A 22,162-nucleotide genomic window follows, 5' to 3' on the forward strand; every position below is an offset into this window, starting at 1 on the left:
GGCGTCGTTGATCGGGCTCGGCATGGGCGCCGAAGCCGACATCACGCCGTATCTGCTGACTCGATACTTCGGCCTGCGTTCTTTCTCGACTCTTTACGGATTTAGTTGGACGGCCTACGCGGTCGCGGGCGCGCTGGGTCCGTGGCTGATGGGGCGGGCCTTCGATCTGACCGGATCGTATTCGCGGCTGCTCGCCACACTATCCGGCGCGGTGTTACTCGCGGCGATCGCATTCTTATTGCTGCCCGCCTACTCGCGCGATAAGAACGCGAGTTAGGTTGACCGGCACAACTTAGTGCGCTGTTATACTTCCCGGACGAGCTGGGAAACACTTCCGCTCATGGAGAAACCAACATGAAGATACGACTGCTTTTTCTTTCTCCATCCGTCTCAGTTTTGTCGGCGTTAAATGGCTTGGCGGTAGAAGGATATTAGTTGCCCGAACACTCTACTTCGTCGTCAATAAAGAGCGGGTTCGTAATCGCTATGGAAGTCTGAGCCGATGCCGTCCAGCCTTTATTGGGAGCACGCTCGGCACGTCCGGCTCTATTTTTCAAACGCTTGGAGTAACCGTCAAGGCCAACACGACATACACCCTGAAGGTCCACGCAGGCGCACGGGCGGATTATCCATTTACCGGTTATAACGCGGCGCTTCTGGGCGGTAACGTTGTGCTTGCGTTAGGCAATAGCGCCACTCCGGTCGGCGGCTCTTTTGTTACGGATACGATTACGCTCAGGAGCCGCACCGGCGCAACTAGGCCAACCTCTTCAGGTCTACATCAAGAGTAAGGGGTTCGGGCAGGTTGATATCGACGCAGTTACCTTGACGGCGGAATAGCAGTAAAGTGTACTCGCCACGATGGGGTAAACGCAGTACGGGCAGATCATCGCGCTAACAAGGCCTTCGACTAAGGGAGTCCAGTCGACCAGGACAACCGAAGCTTATCCGGAACGACCGGCTGACCCCGGATCGGGCACGGGAGCTTCGTCGGGCTCTTATCTTACGGAGTAATTGTGAGCCTGAAGACCGTCCCGAAACCAAGTGTGCCGTCCTCTACGTCCCCTCCAAGCGCGGTGGTCCCGAAGAGTTCATATGAAGCCGTGTTATTCGCTTCCGAACCCGACACCTGCCTGCCGATAAGTCCAGACGCCGGCATGAACCCGTCTCCCTTTCCGATGAACGAATACAGGACCCGTCTCTCCCCCGGTCGAAGAATTGACTTTGAACAGCACCCCGCAGCCACCCGGATACTGAGAAGCACAGATGCCGCTGCTGTTGCCGCCTTCGGTGGCGGTGCCAAAGAGATCGCCTGTAACGGCGTCCAAAAACAGCTTACCTTCGGGAAAACCGCCGTCCGCACCGCCGGTGAAGCTATACAACACGGAGAAAGCTTCTCCGCGGCTCAGCTTGTAAACCACTCCCTTATCGCTTGTTCCCCCGTATTGCGTTACTCCGTACAAGTTACCCTCGCCATCCGCAACCAGCGCCGAGGATTCCGGGTAAGCCCCATCGTCGGAACCGCCTTCGAAGGAGTGAAGAATCGTTTCGGCGCCCGTGGGGCTTAACTTGAAAATGGTCCCCTGATTCACTAGGCCCCGGCTAGTCGTCCCGTACAGATTTCCCGCTTGGTCAAGAATCATATCGGAGTTGGGCAGTATCCCGTCTTTCGGGTCGGACCCAAAGGAGTAAAGCGCTGTATAGGCGCCGGTCGGATCGATCTGAAACACGGTCCCGAATCCAAATGCGCCTCCGGAGAGTGTAGTCCCAAACAGGTTCCCTGATGCGTCGCCCACAAGTCCCGCTTGCGGTTGATATCCGTCAGGGGTAACATCGTCGAATGCGTGAAGGACGGTTTCCACACCGGACGGGCTCATCCGATACACGATTCCGGTGATCACGTTGGGCCCGCCGCTGAACGTAGTGCCATAGAAGTCGCCCCTTAGGTCTCGCAAGACACTTGCCTCCGGAGCGGCGCCGTTCGGCGTTCCCGGAAATGCGTAAAGAACGGATTCGGCGTGCGTAGACGGCACAACGCGATATACGGCCCCGCAATCACACGCCCGGCCACCGCCCGAACCGACCGTCCCAAACAGAGTTCCGGCGTCGTCTTGAGTTAACGGAGATTCTGTTGGATTTCCGCCGTCGTCTCCGCCCCTGAATGTGTACAGGACGGATAGCGTCCGCGTCTGCGCGTGAGCAAACACCGCAGTCGCCAACGACATCGTCACCACAATTAGCAGCGAAGACGCTCGCGGTTTGCCTGTGCGCTCTCCTGTAGGGAGTTTCTTTGAGACGTCGGCTGGTGGGTATATGGTTCTCATTGTATTCGTTCCTCCTAATTTTTGGAACTGTCCGCAAGGCGATACGACCGCGTTCTATTAGCGGCTCTATCTTATAGAGCGAAGCCGCCCTGGAAAAGGGGCCAACTCAAATTGGAGTTTATGCCCCGGCAATCGCACAAGCGAGTTCGAGTGCGATTGCTTTGCCGTTGTCTCCGATCTCGCCAATCGGGCCGACGCACGCCGGGCATCCAGAGTCGCACGGACAGTCCCGGATAAGTTCCGTCGTCCGCCGCAGCAGATCGGACGCCATGCGGTAGAGCGGCACGCTTTGGCCAATTCCGCCGGGATAAGTGTCGTAAAGAAAGATAGTGGTCCCGGCTTTCTCCGGATCATCGATAACTGCGACTCCCAGATCGCGCGGGTCGCACATTAGGAGTAGAGACGCTACCGTTCGCATCGCGTTAGCAAGACCTGACATCCCGTTCTGCTTTTCCGTCGGAGTATAAGAGCCGAAGCCGGCGATGTATTCCGTCGGCCAACTTAGCCAGAAGGAAGTCGTATGCATCTCCTGCTCGGGCATTTGCAACTTCCCCGCCCCGACATTCTCCAGCGTGTAAAACTTAATCTTCTTGAAGCCCACGATCTGGGTAGTCACGCGGACGTCGCCATGGATCCGCATCGCCGGGCCAAGAGGTTCCGATTCAAAGCGCACCAGTTCCGTCACCTTCGTGTAATCGATCGCGTCCGTATAGTAATCGCACTCGACCCGCTTAACGTACGCCTTGCGCTCTTCATAGTCGAACCGCTCGACATGATACTGCCGCGCTTCGTGAAGGTAGATCGCTTTCTCATGCAGCGTAGTCAGCGCCGTCGGGAAAGAAACTTCGGCGATTACCTTCGATTCGCCGGTAATGTCGACCACGACGAAGTTATCGCTCGAAACCGCGCGCAGGTTAACCGCATCGGCAGGATAGCTTTCCGATGTCCAATGCCATTGCGCGCCGGAGTGGTGCAGGAAACCGGCTTCGGCAAGGAAGCCGCAAAGCTCGCCGGTATCGTGCGGCCCGAAGGCTTCGTTATCCGCAACCGGGAGTTCGAACGCAGCGCATTTCAGGTGACTTAGCAGGATCTCCAGATTGTCCGGATTAATATGGGCGTGCTCCGGCGACGCGCCGAAGAAGTAATCGGGATGCTCGATGACGTATTGATCCAGCGGCGCGCTCGAAGCCACCAGCACGCTCGCCGATGCGGACTGTCGGCGTCCCGCCCGGCCCGCCCGCTGCCAGGTAGAAGCAATCGTGCCGGGATAACCGGCCATCACCACCGCGTCGAGCGAACCGATGTCGATGCCGAGTTCAAGAGCATTCGTCGCCACAACCGCCCGGATATCTCCGGCGCGCAGCCGCTGTTCGATCTCGCGGCGCTCGCGCGGGAGATAGCCGCCGCGATAACCTCTGACCGTTTCGGTGGGAATACGGCCGCGGTCGCAGGCGTCCTTCAGGTAAGTCACGAGTACTTCCGTGGCTAGCCGGTTATTGGCGAAGACCAAGGTTTGCTGGCCGTGGTCGATGAACTCCATGGCGAGCCGGCGCGTTTCATTGATATAGCTTCGGCGGATGCCGAGTTGACGATTCACCACCGGCGGGTTATAGAAGATCATGTAGCGTTCACCGGACGGAGCGCCGCTGCGATCGATCAGAGTAAACTCATGGCCGGTAAGTGACTGGGCAAGCTCGCGCGGGTTTGCGACTGTCGCGGAACAGCAGATGAACTGAGGTTTCGCTCCGTAGAAGTCGCACAGGCGCTTCAATCGGCGCAGCACGTTCGCTAAGTGGCTTCCGAACACGCCGCGGTAGTAATGTAACTCGTCGATAACTATATAGCGCAGGTTCTCGAACAGACGCACCCACTTCGTGTGATGCGGCAGGATGCCGGTATGCAGCATATCCGGGTTAGTAAGTACGACATTCGCGCGCTGCCGGATCGCTTTGCGGGCGTCCTGAGGAGTATCGCCGTCGAAGGTATGGACGCAGAGATCGGAACCCATCTGTTCGACGATGGTGTGTAGTTCATGGAGCTGATCTTCAGCCAGCGCCTTAGTGGGAAATAGATACAGCGCGCGGACGCCGGGATCGCTCAGCAGCGTATTCAGAACCGGCAAGTTATAGCACAGGGTTTTGCCGCTCGCGGTCGCGGTAGTAATTACGATGTCGCGCCCGGCGGCAATTTCGGTGAGAGCTTCCGCCTGATGCGAGTAGAGTTGCGTGATCTGCCGCTGCCCCAGGACGGCGCGCAGACGCGGGTCGATTGCATCGGCAATCGGCGCGAACACCGCGGGCCGTGCCGGCTCATGCCGGATCGCGCGAACCGGCGATTCCTCCTGATGCGTAAGATTCTCAAAGTGCGCCACGGCGGCTTCCAGGGTCGGTTCGCGCTCGTCACGCCGGCGCTTGATCAGGTTCAGCGGGCTATCGGGGAAGGCAAGTGTCAGGTTCATTCGAGTTTCGCTTTTTCTTTGCCTACGGTAGCGGGTTCTGATGCGGCGCGCAAGTGGGGTCGCAAGGCTAACGGGTTTTGTTCGTGCATGCCATCGCACTTGCCAAAGAAATGCCCGCGGCTTCCGGCGAAGATATCGAGCGCATTGGGACCGCATCCTTAATGCGGTAGATCCCTTTGAGTGGCTGGCGATGTACTGATCCGTTACGACAGCACTTTCGCCGACTTGGCCAAGTGATGGAGCCGCGGTGGCTGCATCGCTATTTTCCACCCGCGCGGCAACTGCCTCCAAGTGCCGTTATCGCCCGCCCTCCGACTCGACCCCCGGAATCCACTGCGCCGCAATGGCAAACGCAAGTCGATCCAGGTGAGTCGGCGAAGTATTCGTGAACGCAATCACCGGGACGCGCCCAATGGGAAAACGAGCGAAGATCGCGTCGATTCCACCGAGGCGCCCGCGATGACGAGGTGGCCGGCCGGCGTCTCGATATGCCAGCCGAGACCGTCCAAAGCTGATCGCGCATCGCGCGAGTTACCGGGAAATCGGAATAGAGCGCGGCGTCCCAACGGGGCCATCTCAGCCGGCGGGACGGCGAAAGCCGCGTCGAAACCGGGCGGTTCGCGCTCGCCCCCCGTTTGGCTAAGAACCTGGCGGATGGTGATGGCGGAATCGCCGAGCGAGGGTTTGTGGTCCGCCCGATGAACATGCGGGTGATAGGCGTGATTCCAGCCTATTCGACCCGTGACTTCGCGAATCCAGGTATTCGAGACTACGAAGAGCTCGACGAATTCGTCCCGGTATCGGTGCCGTACAACGTGTAATCGAGACTCTGTATCGATGCCGTTAGGATCGTTTGCTGGCTGTCGAGCGAAGAAATCAGCGTATCCGCCTGGGACAACTGCTGGAACAGCGTTTTCTGCATCGAGTTGATGCTGGCTTCGGAGTTCGCGATCTGCGTCTGCAAGCCCGCGTCATCCTGCTGCAGCGTGGTCTGTTCGGTGGCGATCGCGCCCGTGGCCGAGTCGCTCACTTGGTCGAGCGCTTGAGAAATCGCTCCGAGGCCCGTAGTCTCCGAGCCCAGGAACTGAAAGGCGCCGGCCAGTTGTGAGCTCGAAAATCCGCCGATGACCGTCGGGTCAAAGCTCATCGTGCCATCCGAATTGAACGTGATTCCCAGATCGGCCAGGCTTTTGATCTCCCCCGAGCCCTGGTAGGTGGACAGTTGCTGCATGTCCCCCTCTAGCTGATAAACAATAGAGTCGCCGCTCAACACTCCCGTGGTGGAACCGGCCTGACCGTTGATCTGCGACACCGCCGCGTTATATGCGCTTACTAGTGTCTGCAGTCCGGACGTCAGCTGTGTAGGGTCCGACGCCAAAGTGAGCGTGGTCGCCGAGGTCGTCGGCGCCTGAAGGGTCAACGTCGCGCCGGGAATCAGGTCGTTCACGGTGTTACTGGTGCGCGTGACCGGAAGGTTGTTCAACGTGAAGACCGCGTCGCTCCCCTGATTCGTGCTCGTGAGAATATTCGTATCCGCGCCGGTTGGATCGTTGATTAGCTGCAGCGTGGTTGCGCCCTGGTTCTCAGCGGAAACCGAAAGGTAATTTCCATTCCCTGTGGTCAGGATTGTGGCTGTAACTCCCGCGCCCGTCGCGTTGATCGCGTTTTCCAATCCCTCCAGGTTATTCGTCGATGACGTAAGGGTGATCGGGATGGTCTGGCTCCCGATGACCAGACTCATACTTCCCGTCGTCGAGACCGGGGTGGATGCTGAATCCGCATAGCCCGTAAGCGAGGTTTCGGATGCGGCGCTCGCCAGGCTGGTGATCGAGTTGATTGTATAGGATGCAGGCGAGCTGGCGCCGGTAGCCGTAACCGTTACATTCGCTGGGTTTGAACTTGTCGCGGAGATTGCTTGGTTGGCGCCCAGATTTCCCAGCGCCTGAACGGCCGTGGTCAGACTTGCCGCCGTCCCTTGCAAGGTCGCCAGTTGCGTTTCCTCGCTCAGGACCGTCTGATCCTGATTCTGTAGTTGCTGCAGCGGGATGCTCGCGATACCGACGGCGCGCGTCAGAACGCTTTGAAAGCTGCTCGCATACTGGCTCGTGCCCGTAAATGTTAGCGGTGTAACGGAACTTAAAGGTGTAACGGCGCTCGTTGCCACGGCTTACCTCGTATGTTGTCCTATCGGCGCTAGCGGAGAAAAGTTTAATTCACTATCTCAGCGGGCCAACCGCGACGATGGCCCTGGAGTTCAGACGCGTGGGGGGAAACAGCGGTAAAGGTTTTATCCCGCGCTGCCGATGCTAGGGACTTGATGCCGGTGATCAAGCGCTTTTTCGGAAATGAGTCTAACTTGGCCTCCCCGGCCTCAACGAATTTCATCGAGTCCTCTACGAATTCGTCGAATAAAGTTGAGAGAAGTTCGCGCGTCCGCTAGAACTTGGCGGATTCACACCGATAAGACTGTCAGCGTCGCACAGAACGCGGCGCGGTCAAGCTCGAGGGTTCCTCGAAGCAAAGCATCAAGGGAGTTGTAACTATGTTTTCAATTAACACAAACGTCGCTTCGCTGGAAGCCCAGAATTACCTCACTCAGACCAGTGCATTTCAACAGCAGACGATCGAGGAAGTGACATCGGGCTTGCGCATCGTTAATAGCGGTAACGACGCGGCCGGTTTGGCCGTCGCCAATGGCTTCGCGTCGGACGAAGCCGTACTAACTCAGGGTATCGCTAACGCCAATGACGGGATCGGCCAGTTACAGACGGTCGACGGCGGCGAGAACAACATCTCGCAGCTGCTCGATCGCGCCAGCACGCTGGCGACTCAGTCGGCTTCCGGCACGTTCACTGGAAACCGCGCCACCCTGAACAACGAATTCCAATCGGTGCTTACGGAAATCAATCGTGAAGCGCAGGCGATCGGCTTGAACCAGGGCGGCACTCTCGCGCAGAATCTGGCGTTATTTATCGGCGGCGGCCAGGGAACCACCGGCGCTTCCGCGGTTGCCAATGGCGAAGAGCAGCTCAATCTGTCCACCGCCACCGTCGATGCGAAGAGTCTGGGTCTGGTGGGTGTACAGGTGGTCGGAGGCACTGTCGGGACGACGGACATCGGCACGGGCTCGGCTACCAGCGTCCAGAACATCTTGAGCAACACCGCCAACACCGCGACCGAAACGCAGGCCGGATATACGACCTTCTATGTCAACGGTCCTGGTTTCTCCAGCACATCCGGCAACACCCAGGTCAAACTTTCCGTTAACCTCGCCGGCGTCACCGATACCGATACGCTGGTGAATGCCATCAACGCCGCGATCACCGCGACCGGGCAGGCAGGCAATCAACAGGCCACCGCATTCGCGAACGCGAATATCACGGCCAGTGCCAACACGGACTCGACCGGCAAGACCCAATTGGTCTTCAGTTCGAGCGATAGCGCGTTCCAGGTGACCGGTGGCGATCAGGTTGCTAACGCACTACTCGGCAACTTCTCTTCAGGTTCGACTGGGAACACGGCGAACCCCACCGTGGTGGGAGCGACTGCGGTGCAAACGACGGCCAGCGCGGCCGCCCCGTCCGTAACGCTCACCTTCCAGGGCGCCGGTTTAAGCAGTACGCAAACCGCAACTTTGGCCATCACGAGCGGCGAAACCCAGGCCGCGATGCTGGCGGGCGTTCAGAGCGCGATCGCAGCGAACACCACCCTCGCGGCGACCGGCATCACCGCCAGCCTAAACGGGAGCGGCAAACTCGTTTTCACCGGTCCAGCAAGCCAAACCTTCACCGTCCAGGCCACCGGCGACACCAACAACAATCTGGGTCTCGGCTCTTACGGCGTGGCCGGCACCTCCGTGACCGGCGCGGCCGGCGTAACGTCGAGCGCTTCCCAAGCCCTGCAGATTTCCGTAAACGGTGGGGCTTCCGTAAACCTAGGCACGCTTGCTAACGGTGGAAGCGCCGCAGCGGCCGCGGCTGCTATCAACACGGCCATTCAAAGCTCCTCTGACGCCGCCACGCTACGTGAAGCCGGCATCACCGCGACGACCAGCACAATCGGCAGCGGCACGGCTGCGACCCTCGAGGTCGGGGGAAGCAACGGAGTTACATTCACCGCGGCTCCCGGAGCCGCCGGAAATAACACGACAGTGACATTTGTCGACCCCGGTGCCACCGCTTCTTTAGGGGTGACTGTCTCCGGCACCAATATCACGGTCAATCTCGGATACGCCAGTGGCGCAGTGACTTCCACGGCTCAGGACGTTATAAATGCGATCGCGGCAAACTCTCAGGCGTCGGCTTTGGTAACAGCAACCGCAACCGGAACCGCATCCACTGTTCAGGCGGCGGCTGTTTCCGCGAATCTGACTGGCGGAACCGACCCCACAGCAGTCGTGAAGCTCACTTCCGGAACGGGAGCCAGCTTCGCGGTCAATGCCGAGGGCGCATCCAATGCCTTCGGGTTCAACGCGTCCACCAGTTCAACAGGCGTTGCGACTGCGCTCGCCTCGCTGCAGAGCGGCTACGCGGCCGGGGCCGCGAGCGAAGTTCAGACGCAGGGTGAAAATCAGAGCAACACCAGCACCGGTAACAACGCCTTCACCTTCACTGCTCTAACCAACGCGAACGATGCACAAACGGTCACCCTCTCCGCCGTCGACTCCGCCGGCAACTCCCACTCGATCAACGTCGGCTTGACCAGCTCGAATGCCGGAACCCTCGATCAGGCGTTGGCGACCATCAACAGCGCGTTGCAGACCTCGAACGACACCACCCTGCAGTCCCTGGTAGCGTTCAAGCAACAGACCGGCACGAACACCACGGAGGGCATCCAGTTCGCCAGCTCCGCCGCAACCTTCACCGCCAGCCTCGGCTCCACCGCAAACGGTGTCGGACTGAGCGATGACAATAACGGCAACCAGGTTCAAGGCGCGACGGATCTGCTCGCGTCCTCGATCTTCGGAACCGCGGGTACGGCAAACATCAGCAATGCGACCAGTGCGGCCGCTGCCGTTACTGCTCTCACCAACGCGGTCACCATCCTTGGTAACGCGCAGTCGGTAATCGGTCGCGGTGAGAACCAGTTCCAATACGCAGCCAACCTCGCCGGATCGCAGCTCACCAGCGATCAGGCCGCCGAATCCCAGATCCGAGACGCCAACATCGCCCAGGAATCTGCGAACCTTACCAAGGCGTCCATCCAGTTGCAGGCCGGCGTCGCCGCCCTGGCGCAAGCCAATTCGGCGCCGCAGCAACTTCTCAGCCTGCTCCAAGGTCACTAAACCTTAGCTCGCTCATAATTAATCAATCGAACTAACCCGGGCGGGACTTTTCGGAGTCCCGCCCTTTTCTGTTCCAACTTGAACCGTATTCCGCAAATCGACTGCGAATCCCACCCGCCTTTTATGTGATATCCAGCCCAATTACCCTCTCGGCTTCTACAAAGTACCTTAAAAGATTTGACTTCCGGTCAAAAAAGATTTGACTTCCGATCAAAATTCAGTCACATTGAGTCAGCACCCACGCCTGTGGGTGATTCCGAATCGCCTGCCTGGGCGTTCTATCTTCCCTCCATCTCTACCTGGACTCAAGGCCGTAATCGGTGCTGGCGGCGATTTCTGGTTCCGGGTGCACGATGGGAGCCTCGACTGGAATTTACTCGATGGTGGACTCTTTCTTTCCAAGCGCCGGTAGTCGCCGGTCGCCCCTCCGGGCGATCATTCGCACGACGGCGGTGAGATCGTCTTTCGTGAGATTCCCGCTAGAGCCGAAAGTTAGGAGCTGACTGTGATCCTGGCCGCAACCTGCATTCTTTTCACGATGTTCTTGGTAAAGCCCTGGCGCGCGAAGAAGCAGCACCCCTGGGGCCAGAATGACTTACGGAGAATGCGCCGGTTCTCCGATCGTGTACACGCGGACGAACGCTTGCCCCACGAGTAACCGCACAAATAATCCATGTCAACCTCCCAACCCGAAAATACGCAGCCCATCGGTCTCGACGTTGGATCCAGTCGCGTCGTCGTAGCCCGTACCGTAGCCGGCAAGTATCAGTACGAGTCACAGCTGAATGCTTTCCTGGCGGTTCCGTACTCCAAGCTCACTGCGACGCTCCTCGATAGCGATAACGTGCTTCACGCCGTCGAAGGTTCCGAAATCCTCGTGATCGGGTCGGCTGCGCAGCGTTTTGCCGAAGTCTTTCATGTCGCGATCCGGCGCCCGATGCGGCACGGGGTTCTCAACCCCCAGGAGCCGCACGCGATCGTGGTCCTGCGCTGCATTTTCACCAAGCTATTGGGCAAGTCGTCAGCCGAAGGTCAGAAAGTGTTTTTCAGTGTGCCGGCGCCGGGGATTTCGGGGGACCACGGCATTTCCTACCACCAAGCTGCTATCGGTCAACTTCTCAGCGAACTCGGCTACAGCCCGACGCCTTTCGAGGAAGGGCTCGCGGTCGTGTTCGGCGAACTAGACGCATCAAACTTCACCGGCATCGGGATTTCTTGTGGGAGCGGGATGTGCAACGCATGCCTGGCGGTACTCTCAATGCCGGTGATTAGTTTCAGTATCTCCAAAGCCGGCGACTTTATCGATTCCCAGGCAGCCCTGGTAACCGGCGACCTAACCGACCACACGCGCCTTCAAAAAGAACAATCGTTCCGCATTAACGGTCTCGCGGGCGGCGACCGTACCAACAACGCGCTCAACGTTTACTACCAGGAAATGGTCGCTAACTTAGTAGAGTCGCTGCGCGGTCAGATCGCGTCCGGCAAGCGTTTACCTCGTATCGATAAGCCGGTTCCCTTGGTGCTTACCGGAGGTACAGCCATGCCCAAGGGATTTCTTGAGTGCTTCGAAACCGCCTTGCGCTCGTCTGAATTTCCCCTCCGGTTGTCCGAGATCCGCGTTGCAGCCGATCCGCTCAACTCAACCGCGCGCGGAGCCTTGATGGCAGCACTCTGTTAGGTCCGGCCGGCAAAAGAAAAAGGGTCAACTGCCCTCTGGCAATTGACCCTCGTGCAAGCCCCCCATGACTAACTAAAATTCGAATCGCCCCGTAACCACCATCACACGGCCCGATACCGCCGAGCCTTGGAACGCACCGTAGGCGCTTGTCGGAGGAATCGCCGTGCTGGTGATCATCCCCAACCCGGGAACCGCCACATTCGCGTTCGGATTAGCGAAGTTCGGATGATTGAACAGGTTATAAGCGCTGGCGCCGAACTGAAAGAAGATGTTCTCGCGAATGTTGATCTTCTTGTACAAGGAGAGGTCCACGTCGGTGTAACCAGGCCCGTAGAAGGAGTTGCGCGGGAAATTCCCGAACGCCGTCTCGTTTCCCGCGGTCACAAAATCCGAAGTACTGAAACACGCCGTATTTACCGCGGATGGCCCGCAAACACGGTTCGGATTTCCAACGACCGTAGCTAGAATGTTACCGCTTAGGTAAGGCGATACCAAGCCTCCGAGTTCGCTATCTACAACACTAAATGGCGAGCCGGTGCGAACATAGAATTTCCCGCTGAGCGTCCACGCCGCCAACCAGTTCACTAAATGGTTATGCGGCTTGAACGGAGTGTCCCAGACAAAATCCGCTAGCAGGCTGTGACGCACGTCGTAATCGGCATTGCTGTAGTTGTTAGTTACCGAAGGACTGTTTAGCGAAGTCTGCGAGAAGTTGTAATTATAAGGCAGACCGGAACCGCCGTTCGACAAAGTATCGAGCGCATGGCTCCACGTGTAATTGATCTGGCCCTGGAATCCATAGCTGAATGAGCGCCGGAACTGTACGGTCAAACCGTCGTAGTTCGAATAGCCCGAGTTAGTCAGCTGCGTGACCGTTCCGAAACGCGGATCCGGCTGGTCAACCGGGATGCCCGCAAACCCCGTCAGGCTTCCCGTGGATGTACCGGCGTTGGCAAACCCGTTGCTCAGAAGCAGATCATATCCGTGGTTGCCCGCGTAGGTCGCCACCAGCACGCTTCTATGACCGAGCGGCTGCTCGATCTCGAAACTCCACTCAGCATATTTCGGGATGTGCAGCGTGGCCGGTATCGAGAAAAATCCGGGCGCCGAGAATCCGGGAACGCTGGCCGAGAGGCTCGCGAGAGTTGCGCCATTGGCGAATCCGCTCGCGAACGCGTTGTACGCCGCGGCTGCCTGACCCGGCGCCGTGGACGTAGAGGTTGCGCCTAGCGCTGCCACTGTTCCGCTATCCACGAAAGAACCGTAAAGGTTCGGCGCGTTGCTGAAGACACTGCTTACGATGAACCCCGGCGGCACATCGTCGAAGATGCCCCCTCCGGCTCGGAACGTTGGACCGTGCGCGCCCATCGGGCTGTATACGAGGCCGACTCGAGGCTGCGGCGTAACCGGATCGATTCCATAGTAAGCGTGAGTCAGGCCCGTCTCGATCGTCGAGTTATACGGGGTGTTGACGTTCGCTTGATACCCGGACGACGTAAAAGGTTCACTTAGCAGCGAGAAGCACTTGTCGAGGCAGCTCGGGTTGCCGGTGCGATCCAGCCGCAGCCCATATGTAAGCTTTAGATTCGGACGGATCTGCCATTCATCCTGCGCATAAAAGCCCGCGTTATAGAAACGAATATGCGCAGCGGCGAGCGTCGAGAAGTTCTGGTAGTAATAGCTAAGTCCGGTAGAGTCTGCTCCCGTGACTCCATCCACGAACTGCGTCAGGCTGTTGAACGCGTAGAAACCGTTCAAGTCTTCCTGTAATCCGTGGTCGGTCACCTGATTCTTACGGTAGTTCAGGCCGAACTTCAGCGTGTGGCTGCCCTTGGTAAGAGAGATGTCGTCGATGATTTGCCCCTGGCCTACGTCGCGCCCCTGCGGGAACGCGCCCCAATACACGCCCATCCCGTAGAAGCTACCTCCGTTGGCGCCGCCGTCTCCGAAATTCCAGTTTGTCGGAAACGCCGAAAGCGCCGCCGAGTCGCTAGCTGGACCGAAGATGGCGCTGTACCAGAGCACCGAACCGATGAAGTTGTTCACCGTAGTAGGCGAGATGATATAGGTCCAGTTCACCTGGCCTTCACGCTGCGGCTGTATGCTCTGTAAGTTGAATGTCGGATCGATCAGGTTCGTCCCGGTGGGTTGGAACCCATTGTCGGTCTTAAACCGGAAATTAACCTTGTTTTTCTCGTTGATGTTGTAATCCACGCGCGCGGTCATCAGCCATTCGCGGTTAGTATTCGATCCGTTAGCGACCCACGCGTCGGCGCAGGACACCGTCTGTCCAAAGATGCCGCCGCCCGGCGCTGTTACCGGCGCGAACCCGTTAGCGACGTTCGAAAACGAATTTCCGCAACCCAGATTGCCCGACGCGTCCTGCGTATTCAGACCGCCGGTTGTGACCGGCACGGCTGCCGCGTGCCCCGGAGCGTTGTTCCACAAATTGAAGGCATTCTGATACAGCGCAACCTGCGAAGGCTGAATCTGCGTCAGAATGTACTGCTGCAATTGCGGCGATGGAATGACGACAGTTCCCGTCGATGGCAGCGTATATCGCAGTCCCTCGGAATCCATAAAGAAGAACAGTTTGTCCTTCTTAACCGGACCGCCGATCCTCGCGCCCCATTGGTTCGATACCGCCCGCGGCCGCGGCACGCCATTCGCGTTATTGAAGAAATCGTTGGCGTTCATGATATCGCCGTTGTAGTTATACAGTAAGTCGCCGTGAAAGCCGTTCGTTCCGGAGCGCGTGATGTAGTTGACCTGCGCGCCGGCCTGTCTCCCGTACTGCACGCTATACGCGTTCTGCACCACGGAAGCTTCCGCGACTTCGTTCGAACCCAGCAGCAGGTTGCTCGCGCCCGAGTTATTCAGGTTCAAGTAAGGATCGTTATAGTCGTTGCCGTTGATCGTAAATAGATTCGACGTGCCCGGCAGTCCATGCGAGCTGAAGTTACCGTAGCCGCTGCCCGTGCTGACCACAATCCCCGGCGCGGTAAAAGCTACGGTTGTCATGTCTCCGCCGGGTGCCGGTAGCTCTTCGACTTGCTTCGCGGAATAAGTCGAAGCTAGATTAGCTGTCTCCGTATCCACGAGGGCGGCGTCCGCGGTTACTTCAACCGTTTGTTGCGTAGCTTGTACCTTGGCCACTAACTTAAGATCAAGTTGCTGGCCAACCTGGACCTCGACGCGGCTCAGATCCGACTTTAGAGAAGGTGAGACCGCGGATATCGTGTAAGGACCCGGTCGGAGGAAAGAAAAGTGAAACTGGCCGTTGGCGCCGGTCGTCTCATTTCGCATCTCGCCGGTTTCGGCGGATGTTAGGGTTACAGTGGATCCCGCCACGATGGCGCCCGTCGCGTCCATTACCGTGCCGACCAAGTCGCCGGTAGTTATCGTCTGGGCAACTAAGGTGGGTGACGCTGCCAACAGAAACGTCAGGAAAGACAGCGCAACAGATTGGCGTATTTTCATTCTTCGCTCCTTTTGAGGCTTTGGAAAGCAACAACCGGCTGAGGGCCTAACAAGGCGGCATCAAAGCGTGCCACGGACTGTTTTGGCGGACCGGAACTCAAGCTGCGAACTACGCTGCGTCGACGAGGATGGGCGCAAGTGCTGCATGTAAGTGCCCAATTTGGCAAACTAGTTAAAATCTGCTGGATAGCTCGGTTTGCCACACTAGATTTTATGGTTCTGCATAACCGAAAGACTGCCGGTTATGAATTTCGGAATTTGCAGCAGCCAAAAAAAAAGCCCGCCTCCGCCGCCGAAATCGGCGATTGAAGGCGGGCCCTTTGAACCCAATCAGAACGAGTACTTCAATCCAAACTGCAAATTCCTCGCGCCTTGTGACGAGTTCACCACCCCGGTAAGCGAATTCGGATTCGGAACCAAGGTCGATGACCCCGGCGACGACGGCATCAACGAACTCGCCTGCGAGAACACGTCGATCTGATAACCCTGCACCGTGAAAATCGGCGAGTTGAAGAAGTTAATCGCCTCCGCCCGGAATTCCAGATTCTGCCGCTCGGTAATGTGGAAGTTCTTCGATAACCCCACGTCCACCTGTTTCAAACCGGGGCCGCGTTCCGTGCTCACACCGCAATTGCCCAACTTGCCCGGAGCTGGATCTCGCATCGTATCGGTGTTAAACCAAACGTAACCACCGCCCCCGTATTCCTGGTAGGGCGTCTCCTCGGACGGAGCAATGCAATCCGGCCGCCCTTGCGCCGATCCGGTCCCGCCATCGCCGGCCCAATCCAACATCGAGATCGGGAATCCGCCATGGACCGTGAAGATCGTGTTCATCTGCCAGTCGCCTAATACCGCGTTTACGAACTTATTGGAGTTACTCCCGAACATTCGCCCTCGTCCGAAGGGTAAGTCATAACTCAGATAGCCGTTGAAGACATTAGTCACATCGTGATCGCAGTAGCCGTAATCCAGATTGACGTTATATACATACTCCTGAAACGCCACGTCGGCCGAAGCCTGGCTGGCTGCAGCATCTCCGTAGCGGCCATAGTAGCCCTGATTGTTAGTTAGACACTTCGACCACGTATAATTCGCCTGAAACGCCAGACCATGACTGAATCGCTGCTGGCCGCTTAACTGGAGCGCGTTGTAGTTCTCAATACCGGTCGAAGTATTCAATCGGACCTGCCCCAATCCATCGCTCGTCAAGGCTGGATTTCCAGCCAAATATAAGCTGGGCGAAGTAGTTCCATCTGGATTCAGTACTTTCTGTCCGGCAAAATAGATGGCCGCTAAGTGATCGGTATGCTGACCGACATAGGCCGCCTGCAGTGTCAACGAGTTGCCAATCTGGTGCTGCAGCGAAAAGTTCCATTGATTCGAAACGGCCGGCCGGTAGTTCGGGTCGGTCATGTGGATAGTGACCCCAGCGAAGCAGGAAGCCGGCGCGGAAGTAACGGTGGCCGGCGTACAGGAAGCGCCCGTAGCGGAACCCAGTGCGGCGAAGCCCTGATCCAGGAACAGTTGATTCGCGGGAATCGACCCATTTGGCCCGGCTGTATATTGCCCGCTCAGATTGATATTCCAGGGCGCATTGGTTGCGAGCCGGTTATACTCTCCCGTTCCTTCCTGGAAACTCGACCGGCTAAATGCCGCGCGAACTACCGTCTTACCACCCCAGGGCGTCCAAGCTACGCCCAGCCGCGGAAGGAAGTTAGCGATCCCGTTGTATTGGTTGTAAAGCGCCCGGCTATTTCCATCGACACCGGCTAATTCAATCGTCCCGGTGTACTCACCGAAGTTCGTCATCCGGTTTCCGACTTCGTAGATCGGCGTGAACACCTGCCACCGCAGCCCCATATTGATCGTCAGATTCGGAGTCACGCGCCAGTCGTCCTGCACAAACGCGCCGATCGCGTCGTTGCGCTGACCTACCGTCCCGTCAAAACCTTTTCCGTAACCAATCGTCGTCGGAAGTCCAAGAAGAAAGTCGGCGATCGAGTTACCGGTATAGTTACCGGTGAAACCGATCGTACCCGCCGCACCGTCGTTGCTCGTTGCAGGGATATAGTCGTTGCGATAGCGAAGGAACTGGAAGCCCGCGCGAATCGTCTGCGATCCGTGCGTCATAATCACGGTGTCATCCGCCTGAATGCTGGTCTGGTGGAAGATCTCAGGCGCATCCACCGTCCCAAAGGTCGCTACCGACGCTCCTGAGAAGTTAAGCGCGGGAAGATAGGCCGTGGGTTGCCCGGGAATCAATCCCGCCGTGCTCGGCGATCCGCCGTTTATTACGTTGCCTTCAGCCGGAAAGTAATTGGTTCCCGCTCGTGCATCATTGATGATGGTCGGACTAAATGTGTGGGTGAAGTCCAGCACGCCGCTATAGAGCGGGAAGATATTCGAGGTGCCGTAGAGCAGTGGTTCCGAGTTCGTCGTCGGATTCACGATGTACTGCTGGCTATACCGCGCGAACACGTGATCGTTCTGCGTCGGAACCCAGTCTACTTTCGCGTCACCCTGGTCGCCGTTCGTATAACTATGGGTCGAGTTACTCAGGTTATTCAAAGTGCCGCCATTGGTTCCCGTCAGGTTTGCCGACGGAAGCACCTTCATGATGTTGAGAGCCGTCTGACTAATCCCGTTGATACAGGGCGAGGAACCGAAGGTCTGTCCGGGACCGCAAATCGCCGCGTCGTTCAGATTCGCCGGCATGGGGACGGTAGTTCCCGGATAGGTGAGCGCAACCCCAAGGTCAGTAAGATCGCCCGTCTTTTCCGCAGCCGTGAAGGTTGTACTTGTTCCGGGAGTCGCCGGTATGTCGAACCGCGAACCTTGATAATCGACGAAGAAGAACAACTTATCTTTCTTAATCGGGCCTCCAAAGGTGCCGCCGAATTCGTTCCAGCGAAGCAGCGGAGGTGAGCTGTTCACCGCCGATGAGGAGCTGAAATTCCTTGACCACTCATTCGCGTTGAAAAAGTCATTCCGCACGAACTCAAAAAGACCCCCATGATACTGGTTTGTCCCCGATTTCGTGCTCACGCTGATGACTCCCCCCAGAAATTGCCCGTACTGCGCGCTCGGGTTGTTCGTGATCAGATTAAACTCCTGAATAGCGTCGACGCTGGGGGAAAACGCCACATTGTTATCGACGAACTCCGTGTTTTCCATCCCGTCCAACAGGTAGTAACTCGCCTGCTCGCGATTCCCGTTGATATACGGCCTCCCCGAATTGAAGGTAGTCTGACCTGTGTTGAACGACGCTGGACTGGTCGTCACCGATCCCGGAATCAGCAGCGTCAGTTGGTTGTAATTGCGTGTTTCCAGCGGCAGCGCTTCGATCACGTGCGACTCTAGGACCGTGCTCACCTCCGTCGTCTCGGTCTGCAGAATCGGTGACGCCGACGTCACTTCAACAGTTGAAGCCACGTTGCCGATCTTCAACGCGAAATCGACCTTCGCGACCTGATTCAACACCAGGACGACGTTCGATTCCTCGGCCTGAAATCCGGTCTGCTCCGCGCGAACTTTATAGCGGCCAATGGGCACTGTAGGTAGTTCAAACGCTCCGTTGGAGCTCGACCGCGCGGCGAGCACCGTGCCCCGGTCCAGGTCGGTCGCGGTAATCTTGGCGTCCGCAACCGGGCTCCCCGAAGGATCGGTAACGATCCCGTTGATCGCCGCTGTAACCTGCTGGCCCCACGCCGCCGGAACCACGCACGCAGCTACTAAGCACAGAAGCAAGACTCGGACAAAGCGTCCTTTGTTTTTCATAGATCCCCTTTCGCCTAACTGTTTATGGTTTTGCTGATTCTCTTCCCGCGGACGCACTTTGTCCAGTTCCAAACGGTTGCTACAGTTACTCCGAACGTTCGTTACCTCGCTCGAACGTTCTAAATGTCAACGAGTTACGGGCTTCACGCTGCCCGGATTCGAAGCCAATGCCTCTACTAAGAGGCGCACCGGCCGCACGGCCGCTAACCGTATTTCGGCCTTCGGTTTTTCATATTCCGTCAACGCCTGCAGTTGCGACGCGGCCCATCCGTCGGGCGGCGATTGTCGTTTATCGAGAAAATCCAGCGCTTTTATGCCGATATCGCCGACGTGCCCCAAATTGTCGGCTACCGGGAGTAGTTCCGTCAAAAGGTAATTGCCAGACCCGAGTTCGTGAAGCGCTACCGGAGTCATCGCCCAGGTAAGGAGTTGTTGCCGGATGAGAGAACCGGTGTCTTGAGTCGGGGCCGCCAGCCAGGCCTCCACCGATAGCGTAAGTCGTCGCGCCGGTTCGCTCTCCGGACGCGCGGCATCCACCAGCCGGTTCAGCGGAACCAGACTCGAATACTTATGCTCATCGCGCCTCCCCACAATCCCCAGCGCTTCCACCGCATCCGCCAGATCGATAAGTGCCGATGCTTCATACAAGCTCCCGCGATTCCCCGTCAAACGGTCGAGCATCGGTACGAAGTTCGATCGATTCTCTACTCCCGCGAAAGCTAGCAGCCGGGTAACAAATGACAGCCGCGCATACATCGACCCCGTGTCCCGAATATCCTGCGGCGACCAGAAACGTTCCGCAATTGCAGCCAGCCTCGGCCATAGACGCGAGTCAACGGTCTCCGGACTCGCGTACTCCGTCCACATGCATGCCTCACCGCCCAGAATCCGCGCCGCCTCGGACGGCGATAGCTTGGCCGCGTCCCCGGCCAGCGGGTCTACTGCATAGTGCTCGGATGCCGGTTTCAGATGATCGAGGTAATAGCCGCCGGATAAGATGGCCCGGTAGCCCTTTCGAGCCGCATCGCTCAGCGATTCCGCGCCGCGCCACGATTGAATCACCGTGTCCCTCGCGAGTCCCGGCTCGATTACTTCATCCCATCCGACCATCGTCTTGCCATACTTCTGTAAGATGGCCTGGACCCGATGGTTGAAGTAAGCCTGCAGCTCGTGACTTGACTTGATCTGATGAGCTTGTTCGAACTTCTGGATCGACGCCGAAGCTTTCCAGTCTGCATCGTCAACTTCGTCGCCGCCGATATGAAAGTAAGGATCGGGAAATAGCGCGGCCATCTCGCCGATCAGCGTATCCAGGAATGTGTAAGTCTGCTCCCGCGTTGGATCGAGTACCGGATGGAATATACCCCAAGTCCGTTCAATCGAGTAAGTCCCCGGCATGCTCGCAAGATCGGGATAAGCGGCCAGCCAGCTGCTGGTATGGCCTGGGATATCGAACTCCGGAATAACTCGAATGCCCCGATCCGCCGCGTACGCGACGACTTCCTTCACTGTTTGCTGCGAATAGAAATGACCGTCCGAACCAAGCTGCTGCAGCTTGGGAAAGCTCTTACTCTCGACGCGAAAGCCCTGGTCGTCCGATAAGTGCCAATGGAAGACGTTCAGCTTGACCGACGTCATTCCATCCAGCGTGCGAAACACGACCGGCGCAGGCATCCAGTGTCGCGAGACATCCAGCATCAAACCGCGCCAGGGGAACCGCGGCTGATCTTCGATATGAATTGCGGGGACGCGCATCCCGCGTTCGCCCGGTCCGGCAAGTTGAAGAAACGTTTCCAGGCCCCGCAGGATCCCGGTCGTAGTCTTCGCCCTAAGTGTCGCGCCGTTCCCCGTAACTTCCAGTTGATAAGCTTCGTCCTCACCTGGCTTCGGATAAGTTGGAGCCGCGCCCAAGCACTCGATGGTTAAACTCGCAAGCGTGCCTTTTGGAAAGAACGGAATTCCGGTTTGTCGTGAAAGCCGGTCGGTGAACCGCTGCACGGCGTCATTCAATCGCGCGTCTCTGTAACCTATAAACGCAACCTGAAAATCGTTCCCGATTGCGAGTTCACCCGGTCGCGATTCCCAGTGGGCAGGCAAAGGCATCATGTTAGGAGCAAGCGCAGCGTTAGGAGTAAGTGGAGCCGCAGGTAGCACGCCCACCGAAACCAATAGCGATCCCAATAGAACCTCAGACCGGAAATATCTCATTGAGCTCCGCTCGTGAAGGCTGCCGTCCGTACTCGCATAACTGAAAAGCTTCAGCATGGACCACGCGATCCGCGCCGGCGCCGTAACGCGCGGCCAGCGCCGCGCGAACCGCACTAGAAATCGACTTAGTCCAATGCGCGCTCAACCACTGGCGCCGCGCCTCACCATCGCCAGGTACTTCTTGCTCCTGCCCGTCAACCCAGGGCAGCCATTCATAAAACTGCGAAGCATGCGCGTCCATCGCCGCGATCTTTGTACACCAGACATCGTCTATATTCACCGCGACATCCGGCTGAAACGGATTCGGCAATTGGAAATGATCCTCAAGATAAACGAACACGGGATTGCGCCGCAGCGGCGGTTCATCCGGACAGATCGCGGGTACCTGCACCAGATAAGCCGCGTCCTGCACCAACTGCCCGGTGTAGCGATGGTCCGGATGGTAATCGCAAGACCGATGCGTCAGAACAACATCAGCATCCCAATCGCGGATCTGCCGGATGATCTCTTCTCTCCACCGCAACTCCGGTTGCAGCGCCCCATCCGGCGCCCCCAGCACTTCCGAAGCAGCGATGCCCAGCCGTTCAGCCGCCAGCCGCGCTTCCTTACGCCGAACCTCAACCAGCCCCGGACCGAAGTGTGTATGATGCCCGGCCGCGCCATTAGTCACAGACAGGAACTTGACCGAGTGCCCCGCGCCCGCGAACTTAGCTGCCGTACCGCCGAACTCGATCTCGCAATCGTCCGGATGCGCGCCAATGCAAAGGATTTGCAAGAGCCATGTTGCGCGCAAGTCTCAAACGGTGTCCAGTTCTGAACGGTTCGCTACGCCCCGGTAGCCCACCCACTCATACCCACCCGCACAACTCCACACCGCATAACCAACACTCCATACCCAACACCCGCACAACTCATACCGAGCCGCGACGGCGACAGAGCGGTCACTAGATCTC

The 22,162-nt window shown here is 57.9% G+C and carries 10 protein-coding genes and 1 pseudogene; 4 read left to right on the forward strand and 7 right to left on the reverse strand.

Annotated features, from left to right (window positions below; translation table 11 throughout):
• Together H1Y01_RS01260 and H1Y01_RS20205 are read left to right on the forward strand one after the other, a co-directional pair.
• Positions 1-277: pseudogene (locus H1Y01_RS01260) on the forward strand (MFS transporter); the annotation flags it as partial.
• Between the two features lie 241 nt (positions 278-518).
• Positions 519-791 (forward strand): hypothetical protein, encoded by a 273-nt coding sequence (locus H1Y01_RS20205; RefSeq protein ID WP_437179942.1) that lies wholly within the window; start codon positions 519-521, stop codon positions 789-791.
• A 315-nt stretch (positions 792-1,106) separates the two neighbouring features.
• Here H1Y01_RS20205 and H1Y01_RS01265 read toward each other — a convergent pair whose 3' ends face one another.
• The 3 genes from H1Y01_RS01265 to fliD form a co-directional block, all read right to left on the reverse strand.
• A complete protein-coding gene (locus H1Y01_RS01265; protein WP_180538283.1) occupies positions 1,107-2,324 on the reverse strand; it encodes a choice-of-anchor tandem repeat GloVer-containing protein in 1,218 nt (405 codons plus the stop codon).
• Between the two features lie 118 nt (positions 2,325-2,442).
• Positions 2,443-4,782 carry a DEAD/DEAH box helicase gene (locus H1Y01_RS01270; RefSeq protein WP_180538284.1) on the reverse strand — a complete coding sequence of 780 codons (2,340 nt, stop codon included), beginning with the start codon at positions 4,780-4,782 and terminating at the stop codon, positions 2,443-2,445.
• Positions 4,783-5,551: 769 nt separating this feature from the next.
• Positions 5,552-6,946 (reverse strand): flagellar filament capping protein FliD, encoded by a 1,395-nt coding sequence (gene fliD / locus H1Y01_RS01275; protein ID WP_180538285.1) that lies wholly within the window; start codon positions 6,944-6,946, stop codon positions 5,552-5,554.
• 378 nt (positions 6,947-7,324) lie between these two features.
• Between fliD and H1Y01_RS01280 the strand changes: the two genes are divergently transcribed.
• Positions 7,325-10,066 carry a beta strand repeat-containing protein gene (locus tag H1Y01_RS01280; protein WP_180538286.1) on the forward strand — a complete coding sequence of 914 codons (2,742 nt, stop codon included), beginning with the start codon at positions 7,325-7,327 and terminating at the stop codon, positions 10,064-10,066.
• A gap of 673 nt (positions 10,067-10,739) precedes the next feature.
• The gene (locus tag H1Y01_RS01285; protein WP_180538287.1) at positions 10,740-11,744 is read left to right on the forward strand and encodes a hypothetical protein; all 1,005 of its coding nucleotides are present in this window, start codon (positions 10,740-10,742) and stop codon (positions 11,742-11,744) included.
• Between the two features lie 72 nt (positions 11,745-11,816).
• On the opposite strand, the gene H1Y01_RS01290 is transcribed toward H1Y01_RS01285, so the two are convergent.
• The 4 genes from H1Y01_RS01290 to H1Y01_RS01305 all read right to left on the reverse strand — a co-directional run bounded on the left by H1Y01_RS01290 (position 11,817) and on the right by H1Y01_RS01305 (position 21,984).
• Positions 11,817-15,224: a TonB-dependent receptor gene (locus tag H1Y01_RS01290; RefSeq protein WP_180538288.1), complete on the reverse strand. Its 3,408-nt coding sequence runs from the start codon at positions 15,222-15,224 to the stop codon at positions 11,817-11,819.
• Positions 15,225-15,554: 330 nt separating this feature from the next.
• On the reverse strand, positions 15,555-19,001 hold the full coding sequence (locus H1Y01_RS01295; protein ID WP_180538289.1) for a TonB-dependent receptor: 3,447 nt from the start codon (positions 18,999-19,001) through the stop codon (positions 15,555-15,557).
• A gap of 126 nt (positions 19,002-19,127) precedes the next feature.
• Positions 19,128-21,209 (reverse strand): beta-N-acetylhexosaminidase, encoded by a 2,082-nt coding sequence (locus H1Y01_RS01300; protein WP_180538290.1) that lies wholly within the window; start codon positions 21,207-21,209, stop codon positions 19,128-19,130.
• On the reverse strand, positions 21,190-21,984 hold the full coding sequence (locus H1Y01_RS01305; RefSeq protein WP_219341168.1) for a PIG-L deacetylase family protein: 795 nt from the start codon (positions 21,982-21,984) through the stop codon (positions 21,190-21,192). The genes H1Y01_RS01300 and H1Y01_RS01305 overlap by 20 nt, the downstream gene beginning before the upstream one ends.
• Positions 21,985-22,162: the final 178 nt, after the last annotated feature.

Source organism: Nevskia soli, from assembly GCF_903970205.1.
In the GTDB taxonomy this organism is placed as follows: domain Bacteria; phylum Acidobacteriota; class Terriglobia; order Bryobacterales; family Bryobacteraceae; genus Bog-113.